General features: G+C 65.5%; 16 protein-coding genes. 3 read left to right on the forward strand and 13 right to left on the reverse strand.

From position 1 onward, the window contains the following. Positions 1 to 12: 12 nt before the first annotated feature. Both ACQY80_RS06205 and ACQY80_RS06210 read left to right on the forward strand, forming a co-directional pair. Positions 13 to 2,046: a 3-hydroxyacyl-CoA dehydrogenase NAD-binding domain-containing protein gene (locus ACQY80_RS06205; RefSeq protein WP_428684688.1), complete on the forward strand. Its 2,034-nt coding sequence runs from the start codon at positions 13 to 15 to the stop codon at positions 2,044 to 2,046. A 151-nt stretch (positions 2,047 to 2,197) separates the two neighbouring features. Further along, positions 2,198 to 2,410: a hypothetical protein gene (locus ACQY80_RS06210; RefSeq protein ID WP_428684690.1), complete on the forward strand. Its 213-nt coding sequence runs from the start codon at positions 2,198 to 2,200 to the stop codon at positions 2,408 to 2,410. Here ACQY80_RS06210 and mmsB read toward each other — a convergent pair. The 10 genes from mmsB to ACQY80_RS06260 all read right to left on the reverse strand — a co-directional run bounded on the left by mmsB (position 2,404) and on the right by ACQY80_RS06260 (position 10,468). Next, on the reverse strand, positions 2,404 to 3,276 hold the full coding sequence (mmsB, locus tag ACQY80_RS06215; RefSeq protein WP_428684692.1) for a 3-hydroxyisobutyrate dehydrogenase: 873 nt from the start codon (positions 3,274 to 3,276) through the stop codon (positions 2,404 to 2,406). The genes ACQY80_RS06210 and mmsB overlap by 7 nt on opposite strands. 1 nt (position 3,277) lies before the next feature. Next, positions 3,278 to 4,060 carry an enoyl-CoA hydratase-related protein gene (locus ACQY80_RS06220; RefSeq protein WP_428684694.1) on the reverse strand — a complete coding sequence of 261 codons (783 nt, stop codon included), beginning with the start codon at positions 4,058 to 4,060 and terminating at the stop codon, positions 3,278 to 3,280. Then, the gene (locus tag ACQY80_RS06225) at positions 4,057 to 5,112 is read right to left on the reverse strand and encodes an enoyl-CoA hydratase/isomerase family protein (RefSeq protein ID WP_428684696.1); all 1,056 of its coding nucleotides are present in this window, start codon (positions 5,110 to 5,112) and stop codon (positions 4,057 to 4,059) included. Before ACQY80_RS06225 ends, ACQY80_RS06220 begins: the two co-directional genes overlap by 4 nt. Beyond that, positions 5,109 to 6,254 carry an acyl-CoA dehydrogenase family protein gene (locus tag ACQY80_RS06230; protein ID WP_428684698.1) on the reverse strand — a complete coding sequence of 382 codons (1,146 nt, stop codon included), beginning with the start codon at positions 6,252 to 6,254 and terminating at the stop codon, positions 5,109 to 5,111. The genes ACQY80_RS06225 and ACQY80_RS06230 overlap by 4 nt, the downstream gene beginning before the upstream one ends. 2 nt (positions 6,255 to 6,256) lie before the next feature. Next, complete coding sequence (locus tag ACQY80_RS06235) at positions 6,257 to 6,727, reverse strand: hypothetical protein (RefSeq protein ID WP_428684700.1); 471 nt, start codon at positions 6,725 to 6,727, stop codon at positions 6,257 to 6,259. Further along, a complete protein-coding gene (locus ACQY80_RS06240) occupies positions 6,724 to 7,047 on the reverse strand; it encodes a RidA family protein (protein WP_428684702.1) in 324 nt (107 codons plus the stop codon). The genes ACQY80_RS06235 and ACQY80_RS06240 overlap by 4 nt, the downstream gene beginning before the upstream one ends. 70 nt (positions 7,048 to 7,117) lie before the next feature. After that, on the reverse strand, positions 7,118 to 7,423 hold the full coding sequence (locus ACQY80_RS06245; RefSeq protein WP_428684704.1) for an I78 family peptidase inhibitor: 306 nt from the start codon (positions 7,421 to 7,423) through the stop codon (positions 7,118 to 7,120). A 22-nt stretch (positions 7,424 to 7,445) separates the two neighbouring features. After that, positions 7,446 to 7,970 (reverse strand): hypothetical protein, encoded by a 525-nt coding sequence (locus tag ACQY80_RS06250; RefSeq protein WP_428684706.1) that lies wholly within the window; start codon positions 7,968 to 7,970, stop codon positions 7,446 to 7,448. Positions 7,971 to 8,017: 47 nt separating this feature from the next. Further along, positions 8,018 to 8,956: a polysaccharide deacetylase family protein gene (locus ACQY80_RS06255; RefSeq protein WP_428684708.1), complete on the reverse strand. Its 939-nt coding sequence runs from the start codon at positions 8,954 to 8,956 to the stop codon at positions 8,018 to 8,020. A gap of 6 nt (positions 8,957 to 8,962) precedes the next feature. Next, entirely contained in the window at positions 8,963 to 10,468 is a 1,506-nt protein-coding gene (locus ACQY80_RS06260) for a CoA-acylating methylmalonate-semialdehyde dehydrogenase (protein WP_428684710.1), read from the reverse strand. A gap of 97 nt (positions 10,469 to 10,565) precedes the next feature. Here ACQY80_RS06260 and ACQY80_RS06265 point away from each other — a divergent pair, with 97 nt between their 5' ends. Further along, positions 10,566 to 11,453 (forward strand): LysR family transcriptional regulator, encoded by an 888-nt coding sequence (locus ACQY80_RS06265; RefSeq protein WP_428684712.1) that lies wholly within the window; start codon positions 10,566 to 10,568, stop codon positions 11,451 to 11,453. Here ACQY80_RS06265 and ACQY80_RS06270 read toward each other — a convergent pair. From ACQY80_RS06270 to ACQY80_RS06280, 3 genes are read right to left on the reverse strand one after another with little or no spacing between them, the layout of a single operon-like run. Next, positions 11,450 to 12,769: a mannitol dehydrogenase family protein gene (locus ACQY80_RS06270; RefSeq protein WP_428684714.1), complete on the reverse strand. Its 1,320-nt coding sequence runs from the start codon at positions 12,767 to 12,769 to the stop codon at positions 11,450 to 11,452. The genes ACQY80_RS06265 and ACQY80_RS06270 overlap by 4 nt on opposite strands. Next, positions 12,766 to 14,178 (reverse strand): glucuronate isomerase, encoded by a 1,413-nt coding sequence (uxaC, locus tag ACQY80_RS06275; RefSeq protein WP_428684716.1) that lies wholly within the window; start codon positions 14,176 to 14,178, stop codon positions 12,766 to 12,768. The genes ACQY80_RS06270 and uxaC overlap by 4 nt, the downstream gene beginning before the upstream one ends. Positions 14,179 to 14,182: 4 nt before the next feature. Then, entirely contained in the window at positions 14,183 to 15,490 is a 1,308-nt protein-coding gene (locus ACQY80_RS06280) for an MFS transporter (RefSeq protein ID WP_428684718.1), read from the reverse strand. Between the last annotated feature and the right edge of the window lie 15 nt (positions 15,491 to 15,505).

The following is a 15,505-nucleotide window of genomic DNA, read 5'->3' on the forward strand; positions in this document are numbered from 1 at the left end:
AAGGAGTCTCCCATGTCCGAAGAAACCCCCATCAGCGTGACGATGCAGAAGGATGGCGAAGTCGCCGTCGTCATCGTCAACAATCCGCCGGTAAACGCGCTGTCATGGCACGTCCGCCAGGGCCTTGAGGATCATTTCAAGGCGGCGCTTGCCGATGACAGCGTCAAGGCGATCGTGCTGCGCTGCGACGGCAGCACCTTCATCGCCGGCGCCGACATCAGCGAATTCGGCAAAGCCCCGCGCGGCCCCGATTTCAACGCCGTGCTCAACATGATCGAAGCTGCCGCGAAGCCGGTCGTTGCGGCGATTCACGGCACCGCGCTCGGCGGCGGTCTCGAAACCGCGCTCGTCTGCCATTACCGCGTCGCGGTTCCCTCGGCGAAGCTCGGCGTGCCCGAAGTGAAGCTCGGCCTGCTGCCCGGCGCGGGCGGCACGCAGCGCCTGCCGCGCGTCGTCGGTGTCGAAGCCGCGGCGACGATGGTTTCGTCGGGCGATCCGCTCCCCGCATCGAAAGCCAAGGAACTCGGCCTCGTCGACGAACTCGCAGGCGAAGACAGCCTCGCCGCCGACGCGATAGCCTTTGCGCGCGCGAAAATCGCCGACGGCCCGCGTCCGACGCGCGACCGTGCCGTGTTCGGCGACGTCGCGGTGATCGAACAGCTCAAGACCGCCAACGCCAAGCGCTGGCGCGGGTTCGAGGCACCCTATGCGAACCTCGCCTGCGTCGAGGCCGCGACGCGCCTGCCGTTCGACGAGGGGCTCGCCTTCGAGCGGCAGGAGTTCACCAGGCTGATGTTCGGCAGCCAGTCGGCGGCGCAGCGCCACATCTTTTTCGCCGAGCGTCAGGCCGCGAAGATTGACGGCCTGCCCAAGGATACGCAATTGCGCGACACCAAAAAGGTCGGCGTGATCGGTGCCGGCACGATGGGTGGCGGCATTTCGATGAACTTCCTGCAGAAGGGCATCCCGGTGACGATCGTCGAGATGCAGCAGGAAGCGCTCGACCGTGGCGTCGGCGTGATCCGCAAGAATTACGATGCAAGCGCCGCCAAGGGCCGCTTCAAGCCCGAACAGGTCGACCAGATGATGGGGATTCTGACCCCCACGCTCAGCCTCGACGACCTCGCCGACTGCGACCTGATTATCGAGGCGGTCTATGAGGATATGGGCGTCAAGAAGGACATATTCGGCAAGCTCGACAAGATCGCCAAGCCCGGCGCGATCCTCGCCTCGAACACCAGCTATCTCGACATCGACGAAATCGCGACCGCGACGAGCCGCCCCGGCGACGTGCTGGGCATGCACTTCTTCTCGCCAGCCAACGTCATGAAGCTGCTCGAAGTCGTGCGCGGCGACAAGACCGCGCCCGACGCCCTGGCGACGGCGATGGCGATCGGCAAGAAGATCGGCAAGGTGGCCGTGGTCGCCGGCGTGTGCGACGGCTTCATCGGCAACCGCATGCTGAAGCCGCGCCAGCTGGAAGCGATGAAGCTGCTCATGGAAGGCGCCACCCCGGCGCAGGTCGACAAGGTTCATGTCGAATTCGGCATGCCGATGGGCCCTTTCCAGATGAGCGACCTCGCCGGTGTCGACATCGGCTGGCACCGCGATCCGAACCGGATCGAGAGCATCCGCGACGCGCTCTGCGCAGAAGGCCGCTGGGGCCAGAAGAAGCAGGCCGGCTTCTATGACTATGACGAAAAGCGCAATCCGTCGCCCAGCGCGCGCGTCGCCGAGATCATCGACCAGTTCCGCGCCAAGGCCGGCGTCGAAAAGCGCGAGATCACCGATCAGGAAATCATCGAGCGCACGCTCTATCCGATGGTCAACGAAGGCGCGCTGATCCTGACCGAAGGCAAGGCGCAGCGCGCGAGCGACATCGATGTCGTGTGGATCTATGGCTATGGCTGGCCGGTCTATCGCGGCGGCCCGATGTTCTGGGCCGGCCTCGAAGGCACCGACAAGATCGTCGCGGCACTGGAGAAGCATGGATTCGACGTCGCCCCGCTGCTCAAGGAAAAGGCCGAGGCGAAGAGCGGCTTCTAAGCCTGTTTCGGCAAGCAATGGCAGGCCGCCTGTCCCGGCACGGGGCGGGCGGCCTTTGCTTTATGCGTAAGGCGCGCGCCGCGGTGCAATAAAGCGGCGATTCAGGGTTAAAGGCATGGCGGCAGCGGCCGTTAGGGCAATCATGGCCCCCATGTCCCTGATCGCCGTTCTGCTGTTTGCCGGAAGCGCCGCGACGCCGCCGCAGGCGACCGCGGTCGGTGTCGCCCGCGCGCGCATCCTGTCGCCTGCCGAAGTGCGGCGGATCGACGGGCGGCTGGACGTCCGGGTCGGCGACAGCAAGGCCCCGACGCAGCTGCACCGCACCGACCGCCGCGATGGCGGTGAGACCGCCGACTTTTACTGAAGCGTCTTGATGATCGCCGAAAAGTCGCGGCCGTCCTTGTCTGCCTCGACGAACGCCTCGTACAGCTCGCGCGCCTTCGTCCCCATCGGCACATCGGCGTCGACACTCGCCGCGGCTTCCATCGCGAGGCGCAGATCCTTGAGCATCAGCGCCGCCGCGAATCCGCCCTTGTAATTATTGTCGGCGGGCGTCGTCGGCCCGACGCCGGGCAGCGGGGCGTAGGAGGTCAGCGACCAGCACTGGCCCGACGAGACGCTGGCAATGTCGAAGAATTTCTGCGGATCGAGCCCGAGCTTCTGCGCGAGCGCAAGCGTCTCGCACGTCGCGACCATCGAGGCGCCGAGGAGCATATTGTTGCAGATCTTCGCGCCTTGTCCGGCGCCCGCGTCGCCGGCGTGGATCACCGCCTTGCCCATCCTGGCAAGGATCGGCTCGGCGCGCGCAAAGCCTTCTTCGGTGCCACCGACCATGAAAGTCAGCGTGCCCGCGTTCGCGGCCGCGATGCCGCCCGAGACGGGCGCGTCGACCGCAACGAGGCCGTTGGCTGTCGCCGCTTCGATGTTGGAGCGGGCGGTCGCGACGTCGATCGTCGAGCAATCGAGGAGCAAGGTGCCCAGCGCTGCATTCGGGAAGACGTCGGCCTCATACACCGAGGCGACATGCTTGCCCGCGGGGAGCATCGTCACGACTGCCTCGGCGCCGGTGACGGCCTCGGCCGCCGAAGCGGCACGGGTGCAACCGGCTTCGACAGCACGCGCGAGCGCTTCCTCGCTGAGGTCGAAGGCGCGGACCTCGTGCCCCGCCTTCGCCAGATTCGCAGCCATGCCGCCACCCATGTTACCGAGACCGATGAATGCGATTTTCATGTCACCGCCCCTTCCACACGCCTTCGCGTTTCTCGATGAAGGCGGCCATGCCTTCGGCCTTGTCCTCGGTCGCGGCGAGAATCTGGAACAGGCGGCGTTCGTAGATCAGCCCCTGGTCGAGCGTCGTTTCGAACGCGGCGTTGACCATGTCCTTGTTCACCATCGCGGCCATCGGCGGCATCGACGCGATCAGGGTCGCGGTCTTAACGGCTTCGTCGACCAGCGTTTCGTGCGGCACGACGCACGCGACGAGGCCCGAGCGTTCGGCTTCGGCGGCGTCCATCATGCGGCCGGTGAGGCACATTTCCATCGCCTTCGCCTTGCCGATCGCGCGGGTCAGCCGCTGCGATCCGCCCATGCCCGGCGCGACGCCGAGCTTGATTTCGGGCTGGCCGAATTTCGCCTTGTCGCTCGCGATGATGAAGTCGGCCATCATCGCCAGTTCGCAGCCGCCGCCGAGCGAGAAGCCGTTCACCGCAGCGATCCACGGCTTGCGGACCTTCTTCACGAAGTCGCTCGTCCATTTCGAGAAGAAATCTTCCAGATAGAAATCGGCGGCGGGCTTGTCGGCCATCTCCTTGATGTCCGCGCCCGCCGCAAAAGCCTTGTCGCCCGAACCGGTAAGCACGGCGCAGCGTTGACTGTCATCGGCCTCGAACGCCGCGAAGGCCGCGATCAGATCGTCGAGCACGCCCGAATTCAATGCATTCAGAGCCTGCGGGCGGTTGAGCGTCACCAGCGTGACGGCCCCGCGCGTTTCGACGAGGAGAGTTTCGTAGGTCATAGCGGGGTCCATTTCTCATTATCGGGTAGGGGAGCGAAGATCGCGTCGATCCAGTCGTCGGTGACGGCTTCCGCAGTCGGCGGATCCCATTTCGGGCTGTTGTCCTTGTCGATGATCAACGCGCGGACGCCCTCGATGAAGTCGTGCATCGCGACGACGCGGCTGCCGATCGCATATTCCTGCGTCATCTGCGCGGCGAAATCGTGCATCTCGCCGCCTTCCTTGAGTTGGCGGAGCGCGACCTTGCATGTCTGCGGCGATTTGCCGTGGAGCGTCGCCAGTTCCTTCGCCGCCCACTCTCCGCCATCGGCTTCGAGCGCGGCGAGAATATCTTCATAGGTGTCGCTGGCGAACAGGCGGTTGATCCGGTCGATATGCTGGGTGATCCCGGCCGGCGGCGCGGTGACAGCGAGGTCGCCCAATATGCCGCCGATGCGGTCGGGGTGCGCGGCAATGCGTTCCTTGGCCTCGGCCAGCTTTTCGGACGGCAGGTAATGCGTCGCAAGGCCCAGCGCGAGGCATTCGGCACCGTCGAGCCGCGCGCCAGTGAGCGCCAGATAAGCCCCGACACGGCCTTCAAGGCGCGGCAGATACCAGCCGCCGCCGACGTCGGGGAAAAGGCCGATTCCGGTTTCGGGCATCGCGAAGCGCGTATGTTCGGTCGCAACGCGGTATTTCGCGGGCTGCGAAATCCCGACCCCGCCGCCCATCGTGATACCGTCCATGAAAGCGACGACGGGCTTGGCATAGGTGAAGAGCAGATGGTTGAGGCGATATTCGGTGTGGAAGAAGACGCGCGCGTCCTTCCCGTCCTTCGCCCCGCTCTCCGCGAGCATACGGATATCGCCGCCGGCGCAGAAGCCGCGGCCTTCGCTATGGTCAATGATCACCGCCTCGACAGCATCGTCGCCCTGCCATTTGACGAGCGCGTCGATCATCGCCTGGCACATCGGCAAGTTCAGCGCGTGAATCGCCTTGGGGCGGTTGAGCGAGATACGACCGGCGCGGCCGTCGATCGAAATCAGGACGTCGTCTGTGTGGTCAGCGGTCATTGGCGCAACAAATCCCTTCCGACGATCATTCGCATGACCTGATTGGTGCCTTCGAGGATCGAATGGACGCGCAGGTCGCGCCAGAAACGCTCGATCGGATAATCGCGGAGATAGCCATAGCCGCCGAACAATTGCAGCGCGTCGTTGACGATCTTGCTGCCGTTATCGGTCGCGAGCCGCTTCGCCATCGCCGAAAAGCGCGATTTGTCGGGGGCGTTCGCGGTGACCTTTGCCGCCGCCAGATAGAGCAAGGCGCGCGACGCTTCGAGGTCGGTCGCCATGTCGGCGAGCGTGAACTGCGTGTTCTGGAAATCGGCGATCGGCTGCCCGAACTGCTGGCGGTCCTTCGTATAGGCGATCGCCTCGTCGAGGCAGCGCTGCGCGCCGCCCAAGGAGCAGGCGCCGATGTTGAGGCGGCCGCCGTCGAGACCCGCCATCGCGAAGCGGAAGCCGTCACCCTCCGCGCCGACCAGATTTTCGACCGGCACGCGGCAATCCTCGAAGATCACCTGTGCGGTCGGCGAGGCATTCCAGCCAAGCTTCTTTTCGGGCGCACCGAAGTTCAGCCCCGGCGTGTCCTTTTCGATGACGAGGCAGCTGATGCCCTTCGACTTTTCCTCGCTGGTGCGGACCATGCAGACATAGATGTCGTTATAGCCGGCACCCGAAATGAACTGCTTGGCGCCGTTCAGCACATAATGGTCGCCGTCCTTCTTTGCCGTGGTCTTGAGCGCCGCGGCGTCCGAGCCCGAACCCGGCTCGGTCAGGCAATAGCTCGCAATCTTTTCCATGCTCACGAGATCAGGCAGGAAGCGCGCCTTGATCTCGGCGCCGCCGAAGCGGTCGATCATCCACGTCGCCATATTGTGGATCGAGACATAAGCGCTGGTCGCGGGGCAGCCATAGGCCATCGCCTCCATGATCAGCGCCGCCTCGAGCCGGCCGAGCCCGATGCCGCCCGATTCCTCGGCGACGTAAATCGCGCCGAAGCCGAGTTCGCCCGCCGCCTTCCACACGTCGACGGGATAATGATGCGTCTCGTCCCATTCGGCCGCGAAGGGCGTGATGCGATCGGCGGTGAATTTGCGCGCCATATCCTGAATGGCGAGCTGGTCGTCGGTAAGCTGGAACTGGTCAGTCATGGTCATTCCCAAGAAAAAATCGTTTTCAAATTGCAGCCTTCGGGCTCCTGCCCTTCTTCGAACAAATCGACGCGGTCAATTGCCGCCAACTGCGCTTTGGTGATCGGAACGGGTGACGAGAAATAGGCCGCACCGTGCGAGCCATTCCATATCGCCACCATATATTTGCCGTCGACGCGGCGCTGGGCAAAGCGAACATGGCCCGTCGCACTATTCTTCAACGCCACCTCGCCCTTCGGGGTGCTGGCCCAACCAATGCCGCTGACTTCCAAGGATCCGAAGTCACCCGTCCAGCGAAATGTTCCACCGTGGATGCCACCGGTCAGCGTTTCGATCCGCTCATCGGGCAGCAGGTCTATGATTGGGGAATAGCCGCAAAACCGGCCGGGTCCGCTCAACTCTCCGGCCGATACTGACGGAGCAGCGAACATGGCGGCAACAACGCACCCAACAGGAAGGGCTCGCGATATCATGCGGCGCCCCCAACGATGGCTTCGGCTTCGATTTCGACTTTCCACTCGGGGCGGATCAGCGCGGGGATGACGAGCATGGTCGACGCGGGGCGGATGTCGCCGAAGACGGCTCCATGCGCCCGGCCGACGAGATCGGCATCGGCGGGGTCGGTGATATACATGCGCGTACGCACGACGTCGGCGGGCGAACCGCCGAGCGCTTCCAGCGCTTCGCGGATGATCGTCAGGCAGCGCGCCGCCTGTGCCCCGGCATCGCCGGGGGTCGAGCTTCCGTCGGCCTCGATCGGTGCGCAGCCCGCGACATCGATGCGGTTCCCCACCCGAACCGCACGGCTATAGCCGTAGACCGGTTCGAACGGGGACGCCGAAGAGTGATTGCGACGCGAGCCGTCAGCCACAGGTGACCTGCGTGATCTTGTAGGCGTCGTCGTACATCACGTTCACGCGGTCCTGACGATAGTCCATCGTCATCGCCGAACGCGGCGGGCCCCAGCGCAGCGTGCGCGCGCCGGTCGCCTTGGCGATCGCGCTGCCGGCATCGATGCTGGCGGTCTGGCCGACGAAGCTTGCCGCCGCTTCGGCATTGCACGTCATTTCGGCGGGCGGCGGCGGAGCCGATTCGACGGGTGTCCGCTCCTGCGTGCAGGCGGCGAGCGGCAGGAGTGCGGCGATACCAAGCAAACGAATGTCCATCATGCGTCTCCCTTTCAAATTGCCATCAGGCACAGCGCGTATAGCGCATCGTCTCACCGGTCGCACCCTTACCCAGGTCGCGCCGGACGAGGGTCTTGCCGTCGTCGGCGAGCTCGAGCTGCACCCGCTGATCCCAATCCTGCCCTTCGCCGCTGAATTCATAATCGGCAAGGATTTGCTTCGCGTCGCTCGAACGAACCCGCGCCAGTTCGCCATGCGATTCGTAAAAGCGCAGGTTCGTTGCATCGATCACCAGCGCGGTCAGGTCAGTGCCGCGTTTCGCAGTGCAATCCGCCGCCTTCAGCGCCCAGCGTCCCCGGATGCCGGCCGGAATGACGCTGCCGCCCGCGGGGCTTTCGATTTCGGGCGGCTCGGGCGCCTTCTCGTCCGATTGCGCGGGCAGGTCGGCGTCCACCTTCGCTTCGGGTGCGGTGCGGTCGGCCTTTTGCAGGGGGCTGATCGTCGCCCTGTCCTCGGGTTCGGACCTGTCATCGCCGCCGCTGCACGCGGCAAGCAGCAGCAGGCTGGCGGGAAGCATGAAGCGGGTCATCTCTCGTCTCCTTCGGGAGGAGAAATGCGCGGCAAACGAAGCAGGTTTCATTCGCCTGCCTCTTCGTGCAGCACCCGGGCGCGGAATTCAGCGGTCGCGGGCGCGTCCTCATTGTAGCGATACCAGCGCGGCGCGGGCAGTCCGCGCTCCCACGCCAGCGCCTCGGTCAGCGTGCCGTTCGCGGCGGGCGTGTCGGGCATCAGCGCGCCGACCGGATCGGCATACGCGGTATCGGCGCTGACGATCGTCCAGCCGTCCTTGCGCAGCGCATCGATGAGATCGCCGATATGGAGCGCGGCAAGGTCGGTCTCGTGGAGCAGCATCATATGCACCGGCTGACGCCCGATCGCCTGCCGCATCAGCGTATCGGCGAAGTCGGCCGCCGCGACGTGCCAGCGCACATAAAGGGCGCCGAGCGCCTTGCGGTCGACAGGCTTCCCTGCGCGGACCGCGTCGGCGGCGAGCGCTTCGAGCCGCCAGTCCGAACTTTCGGCGGTGACATAGCCGTTGCGCAGTCCACGTGCGGCAAGGCCGACCCGCACCGCGTCGCGCTTCGCCTTGTCCGTCCCGCCCTCGTCGAGGAAAGGAAATCGGAACCAGGGACGATGGCCGGGCTGATCCCTTAGCCAGCTCTCGGCCGCGTCGATGTCGGCGAGATAGGCCTCGGCCGTAATCGCGTTCAGATGCGGATGCGTGCAACTGTGGTTGGCGATGACATGCCCCGCCGCGACATAGGCCGCGATCCGTTCGGCGCCGCCCACGCCGTCACCCGTCCCGATCCGGCAGGGATTGACGAAAAAGACCGCCTGCGGCGCCTTTGCCTTCTTCAGCCCGGCAATGATCCGCTTCGTGCGCTCTTCGGGCGGGAAGAAGGCGCCGCGGCCGCGCGGTACATCGTCGAACGACAGCGCGATCATCTTCTGCGCTGCCGCCGGAACCGGCAGCAGCAACAGCATCAGCAGGGGAAGAAGCAGCCGCCGCAGCAAACGGCATCAGCCCATCGTCGGGATCACAAAGGCGTTGCCGCCGTCAGGCGAGCCATCGGGCCAGCGCGCGGTGACGGTCTTGACCTTCGTCCAGAACTTCACGCCTTCCATGCCGTGCTGGTTGGTGTCGCCGAACGCCGAGCGCTTCCAGCCGCCGAACGTATGATAAGCGACCGGCACCGGGATCGGGACATTGATGCCGACCATACCGACATTGACGCGCGCGGCGAATTCGCGCGCGGCGTGGCCGTTGCGCGTGAAGATCGCGACGCCGTTACCGTACTGATGCTTCGACGGCAGTTCGAGCGCGGTTTCGAAGTCGGGGGCGCGGACGATCTGCAGCACGGGGCCGAAGATTTCTTCCTTGTACGATTCCATGTCGGTGGTGACATGATCGAACAGCGTCGGGCCGACGAAGAAGCCTTTCTCATGCCCCTGCAGCGTGAAGCCGCGGCCGTCGACGACCAGCTCGGCGCCTTCGTCGGCGCATTTCGCGATCCAGCCCTCGACCTTGTCCTTGTGCGCCTGCGTCACGACGGGACCGTAATGCGCCTCGGCATCGGTCGACACGCCGACGCGCAGCGCCTCGATTGCGGGGATCAGCTTTTCGCGTAGGCGGTTCGCGGTGTCCTCCCCGACAGGAACGACAACGGGCAGCGCCATGCAGCGCTCGCCCGCCGAGCCGAAAGCGGCGCCGGTCAGGTCATTGACGACCTGGTCGAGGTCGGCGTCGGGCATGACGATGCCATGGTTCTTCGCGCCGCCCATTGCCTGCACCCGCTTGCCCGCCGACACGCCGCGGTTGTAGACATAATGCGCGATGTCCGACGAGCCGACGAAGCTGACCGCGCCGATATCGGGGTGATCGAGGATCGCGTCGACCATTTCCTTGTCGCCGTGGACGGTCTGGAAAATGCCCTCGGGCATGCCCGCTTCGAGAAACAGTTCCGAGAGGCGCACGGGGACCGAGGGGTCGCGCTCGCTGGGCTTGAGAATGAAGGCGTTGCCGGTCGCGGTGGCAACGCCGCCCATCCAAAGCGGGATCATCGCGGGGAAGTTGAACGGGGTGATGCCGGCGCCGATGCCGATCGGCTGGCGCATCGAATAGACGTCGATGCCCGGGCCCGCGCCCTGCGTATATTCGCCCTTCATGACATGCGGGATGCCGCAGCAGAATTCGATCACTTCAAGGCCGCGCTGGATGTCGCCCTTTGAATCGGCGATCACCTTGCCATGCTCGGCCGACAGCATTTCGGCGAGCTGGTTCATATTGGCTTCGACGAGGCGCTTGAATTCGAACATCACGCGGGCGCGGCGCTGCGGGTTGGTCGCGGCCCAAGCGGGCTGCGCGGCCTTCGCGGCGGCCACGGCGCGGTCGAGGATGGCGCGGTCGCCGAGCGCGACCTGCGCCTGCACACCGCCGTTGTTGGGATCAAGGACTTCGCCGAAGCGCCCAGAACCGTTGGCGCTGCCGCCGGCACCGCCGACAATGTGATGGTCGATCTGTCGCATATTCGAGTCTCCCACAAGATGTTGCCGCTGCCACAGACGAGTTACGGGTCGATTGCAAGGGATAGACTTGCAGGCGCATCCTGCATATTTGCAGCCTATGGACTGGGATAGACTGCAATATTTCCTGTTCGTCGCGCGCCACGGTACCCTCGCGCGCGCCGGCGCGGCGCTGCAGGTTGATGCGACCACGGTGAGCCGCCGCGTCAGCGCGCTCGAAACCTCGCTCGGCCAGACCCTGTTCGAACGCGCGCCGACCGGTTTCGTTCTGACCGCGGCGGGCCGGGCGCTCGTTCCGCACGCCGAAGCGATGGCGGCGGCGGCGGCGCGCATCCATTCGGCGCAGCCGGGCGGGCCGGCGCTGTCCGGACAATTGCGCGTCAGCGTGTCCGAAGGTTTCGGCAACAGCTTCATCGCACCGCGGCTGGGAAGGTTCGTCGCGGCGCACCCCGAACTCGAGATCGACCTTGTCGCCTCGTCGGGCTTCCTCAACCCCTCGCGGCGCGAGGCCGATATGGCGGTGCTGCTCGCGCGGCCGCGAAAGGGCCCGCTGATCACCCGCAAGCTGTCGGATTACAGCCTCGGTCTCTACGCCCCCGCCGACCGGCCTGACTGGCAGCATGCGGTCGCGGTCGCACCGCTGTCGCGCGCCGGCATTCCGGTGATCGGATACATGCCCGACATTCTTTACGCGCCCGAACTCGATTATCTGGGCGAGATCGAACCGGGCCTGCGCGCCAATGTCCGCTCCTCGTCGATCCTCGCGCAAAAGCGGATGATCGCGGGCGGTGCAGGGGTCGGTGTCCTCCCCTGCTTTCTAGCGAGCGGCGATCCGGCGCTGGTGCGGGTCCGGCCCGAGCAGACGATCGCGCGCGCCTTCTGGCTGGCGCTCCACCGCGACGTCGCGCCGCAGCCGCGCATCCGGGCGTTCATCGACTGGCTCGACGCCGAGGTGCGAGAGAGCCGGGGGCTGCTGGTGCCGGGCTAGGCCGGCCGCCAATCCGATACGACAAGCCCGCCCTCACCGAACAGCTTTTGCATTGCATCGGGGGCGGTCGCGGCCGCCCGCAACCGGTCCGCGAGCGGATCGTCGACGGGACAATCGCTGCGCAGGAAGGCTATCCATGCCGTGATCGCCGCCTCCAGCGACGGGCAGCGTTGCCCGCGTGCCTGATGCCAGGCGAGGGTTTCGAGCCAGCGCTGCGGGATCTTCTGGCTGCCGTCCATTGCGATCTGGATCAGCCGGTGGTGGAGCGCGGGCTTGACGAAGCGGTCGAGGAGCGCATCGGCGTAGGCCACGAGATTCTGTCCCGGCGCCGCATCGATCGTCGGCGCGGCCTCCTCGCGCATCAGCCGTTCGATGACCGGCCGGATCTCCGGATCGGCGATGGCCTGATGAACATATTCGCGGCCGACGCTGAGCCCGATATAGGCGAGCGCCGAATGCGCGCCGTTGAGCATCCGAAGCTTCGCGGTCTCATAGGGCGCGACATCGGCGACCAGTTCGGCGCCGACATCTTCCCAGCGCGGGCGCGGGCCGGCAAAATCATCCTCGATCACCCACTGGCTGAAGCCTTCGGTGACCACCGTGCCTTCGTCGCGCGCGCCGAGTTCGGCTTCGACGTCAGCGCGGTCGGCCTCGGTCGTCGCGGGAACGATGCGGTCGATCATCGTCGCGGGGCTGCGGCATTCGCTGTCGAACCAATCGATGAGATCCGGATGTTCGGCGGCGAGATATTGCCGCATCAACGCCTTCAGCGCCGCACCATTGCCCGCGAGATTGTCACAGCTGAGCAGCGTCAGCCCCGGCAGACCCGCCGCTCTCCGCGCAGCGAGGCCGGAGCCGACGAAGCGATAGAGGCTCGATGGCCCCTTCGCGGCAGCGAGGTCGAGCGTGCCGTCGGCGCTCCGAAGATAGCCCTTCTCGGTCACCGTAAAGCTGACGATATGCGTCGTCGGCGCAGTGATGGCGTCTATCACCGCCTGCGGATCGTCGGCCGCGACGAGTATCTTTTGCACCGCGCCGATCAGGCGGAGCCGCGTGCCCGCCGCGCTGCGCGCGCTGACCGTATAAAGCCCATCCTGCGGGTTCAGCTGCGCGGCAACGTCGCCCGAGCGCAGCGACACGCCGACAATGCCCCAGTCGCGGTCGCCTGCGCCCATCGCATCGTCGGTGTAGACCGCCTGATGCGCGCGGTGGAACGCGCCGATGCCGATATGAACGATCCCCGCGGCCTGCGCGGCGCGGTCATAGGCCGGCGCCTGCACCGACGCCGGGAGCGGCGTTTGCGCCGACAGCCTCACAGCCTGTACGCGGCCTTGGCGAGCGTGTAGCTGAGGTCGGTCGCGAGTTCGGCGGCTTCCCACTCCTCCATCCGGTGCTCGGCGACGAGCTGCGCAAGGAAGCCGCAGTCGATACGCCGCGCGACATCGTGTCGCGCCGGAATCGACAGGAAGGCGCGCGTGTCGTCGTTGAAGCCAACGGTATTGTAGAAGCCTGCGGTCTCGGTCATCTGCGACCGGAAGCGGCGCATCCCTTCGGGGCTGTCGTGGAACCACCAAGCGGGACCGAGCTTCAACGCCGGATAATGGCCCGCGAGCGGCGCGAGTTCGCGCGCATAGCTCGTCTCGTCGAGCGTGAAGAGAATGATCGTCAGCGCCGCTTCATTGCCATAGCGCGCCAGCAGCGGGCGCAGCGCGTGGACATAGTCGGTGCTCGTCGGAATATCGGCGCCCTTGTCGCGGCCATAATGGTCGAACAGCCAGGGGTTGTGATTGCGGAACGCGCCGGGGTGAATCTGCATGACGAGGCCGTCGTCGAGGCTCATCCCCGCCATCATTGTCAGCATATGCGCGCGGAACAGCTCGGCATCGGCGGCACTCACCTCGCCGCGCGTGACGCGCGCGAACAGCGCCTCGGCCTCGGTCTTCGACAGATCGGCGGTCGCGGCGGTCGGATGGCCATGGTCGGTCGAGGTCGCCCCCATCGCGGCGAAGAAGCCGCGGCGGTTGCGGTGCGCGGCGAGATAGCCCGTGTAGCTGTACGCGTCTTCGCCCGACAGCTCGGAGAAGCGCGCGAGATTGCCGTAAAATCCCTCGAACTCCGGATCGACGACCGGATCGGGGCGATAGGCGGTAATGACCCGCCCGCTCCATTCACCGCTGACGTTCGCGGCCCGGATCACCGCATGATGATCGAGCGTATCGAGCGGGCTTTCGGTTGTTGCTATCGCCTCAATCCCGAAACGGTCGAACAGGGCTCGCGGCCGGTAGGCATCGCTCGCGAGCTTTTCGGTGATCAGGTCGTAATAGAGATCCGACGTCGCAGCCTCGAACTGCACATCGATCCCGAAGGCCTCGGCGAAAACCCAATCCATCCACATGCGGCTGGGAGTGCCGCGGAAGAGATGGTAATTTTGCGCGAACAGCCGCCAGCTCTCGCGTGGATCGGCATCGCGGTTACGAATGCCCAGAGCATCCAGCGATACGCCCTGCGAATAGAGCATCCGGAATATATAATGATCGGGATGCAGCAGCATTTCGGTCGCGTTGCCGAAGGGCTGATTGACGGCGAACCAGCCTGGATCGGTATGGCCGTGCGGGCTGATGATCGGCAGGCCCGCCACTTGCCTGTAGAGCCGGCGCGCGATGTCGCGCTGCACCGGGTCGGACGGAAACACGCGGTCGGGGGAGAGGGCCAGCGGACGCGGCATCCGGTCAGGCCTTGCTTTCGACGGTGACCGGCGCGAGGCGCGGACTGAGGAGATGGATCGACAGCACGGCAAGAAAATAGACGGTCGTGCAGGCCGCGAAGATGATCGTGTAGTTTCCGCCCGTCGCGTCGAGCACGAGCCCGGTCGACTTTGCCATGATCATGCCCCCGACGCCGCCGGCGAAGCCGCCGAGTCCGATCACCGAACCGACCGCGCGTTTCGGGAACATGTCCGGCGGGATCGAGAGGATCGTCGACGAAAAGGCCTGATGTCCCGCGAGCGCGATGCCGATCAGCACCACCGCGAGCCACATATTTTCGAGGCCCGAGACAAAGAGCAAAGGCAGGACGCAGCAGCCCGCGCCGAGCATCGTCGCCTTGCGCGCGAAATTGACGCTATGGCCGGTCTGGATCAGTTTCGATGACACCCAGCCGCCGAGGATGCTGCCGACGTCCGACAGCAGATACATCACGATCATCGGCAGCAGCACGACCTTGAGATCGACGTTGTAGGTGGTGCTGAAATATTTGGGCAGCCAGAAGAGCATCAGGAACCAGACCGGATCGGTCAGGAACTTGCCGCTTGCATAGGCCCACGCCTCGCGCTTTGTCACGATCGCGCCCCAGCCGAGCCGTTCGATCTTTTCGGGCGGATCATGCTCGATCCACGCAAGCTCGGCGTCGCTGACCTTCCCGCTTTCTCGCGGGTTGCTGTAGAGCCAGAGCCAGAGCAGCAGTAGGATCGCGCCGAAGGCGCCGGTGACGATGAACGTCTCGCGCCAGTCGAAACCCAGAATCCGCATGAATAGCGCGATCGTCGGTGCGGTCAGGATGACGCCGATCGTCGTCGCGCTGTTGACCCAGCCGATTGCATAGGAGCGCTCCTTCTGGGGGAACCATTCGCTCGACGCGCGCACGACCGACGGGAAATGCCCCGCCTCACCCACGCCGAGGATCACGCGCGCCAGCATGAACGAGGCGACCGACGAAGCGAAACCATGCGCGACATGCCCGATCGTCCAGATCGAGATGGCCACCGCATAGCCGATTTTCGGCCCGAAACGGTCGATCAGCCACCCCATGAGCAGAAAGCCGAGCGCATAGGCGGCCTGGAACGCGGTGACGATGTTGCCATAGTCATTCTCGCTCCACCCCAGCTCGGTGCCGAGCGTCGGCGCGAGCAGGCCAAGCATGGTGCGGTCGATATAATTGACCGTGGTCGCGGCGAACAGCACCCCGACGATCAGCCAGCGGTAACGTCCGGACCGGGGCACCGGCGTCGCCATCCCCCCGTCCGCGAATGCCTGCGCCATAAACCTCTCCCGATT

Origin of the sequence: Sphingopyxis sp. (assembly GCF_965279755.1) — a bacterium.
Lineage (GTDB): Bacteria > Pseudomonadota > Alphaproteobacteria > Sphingomonadales > Sphingomonadaceae > Sphingopyxis.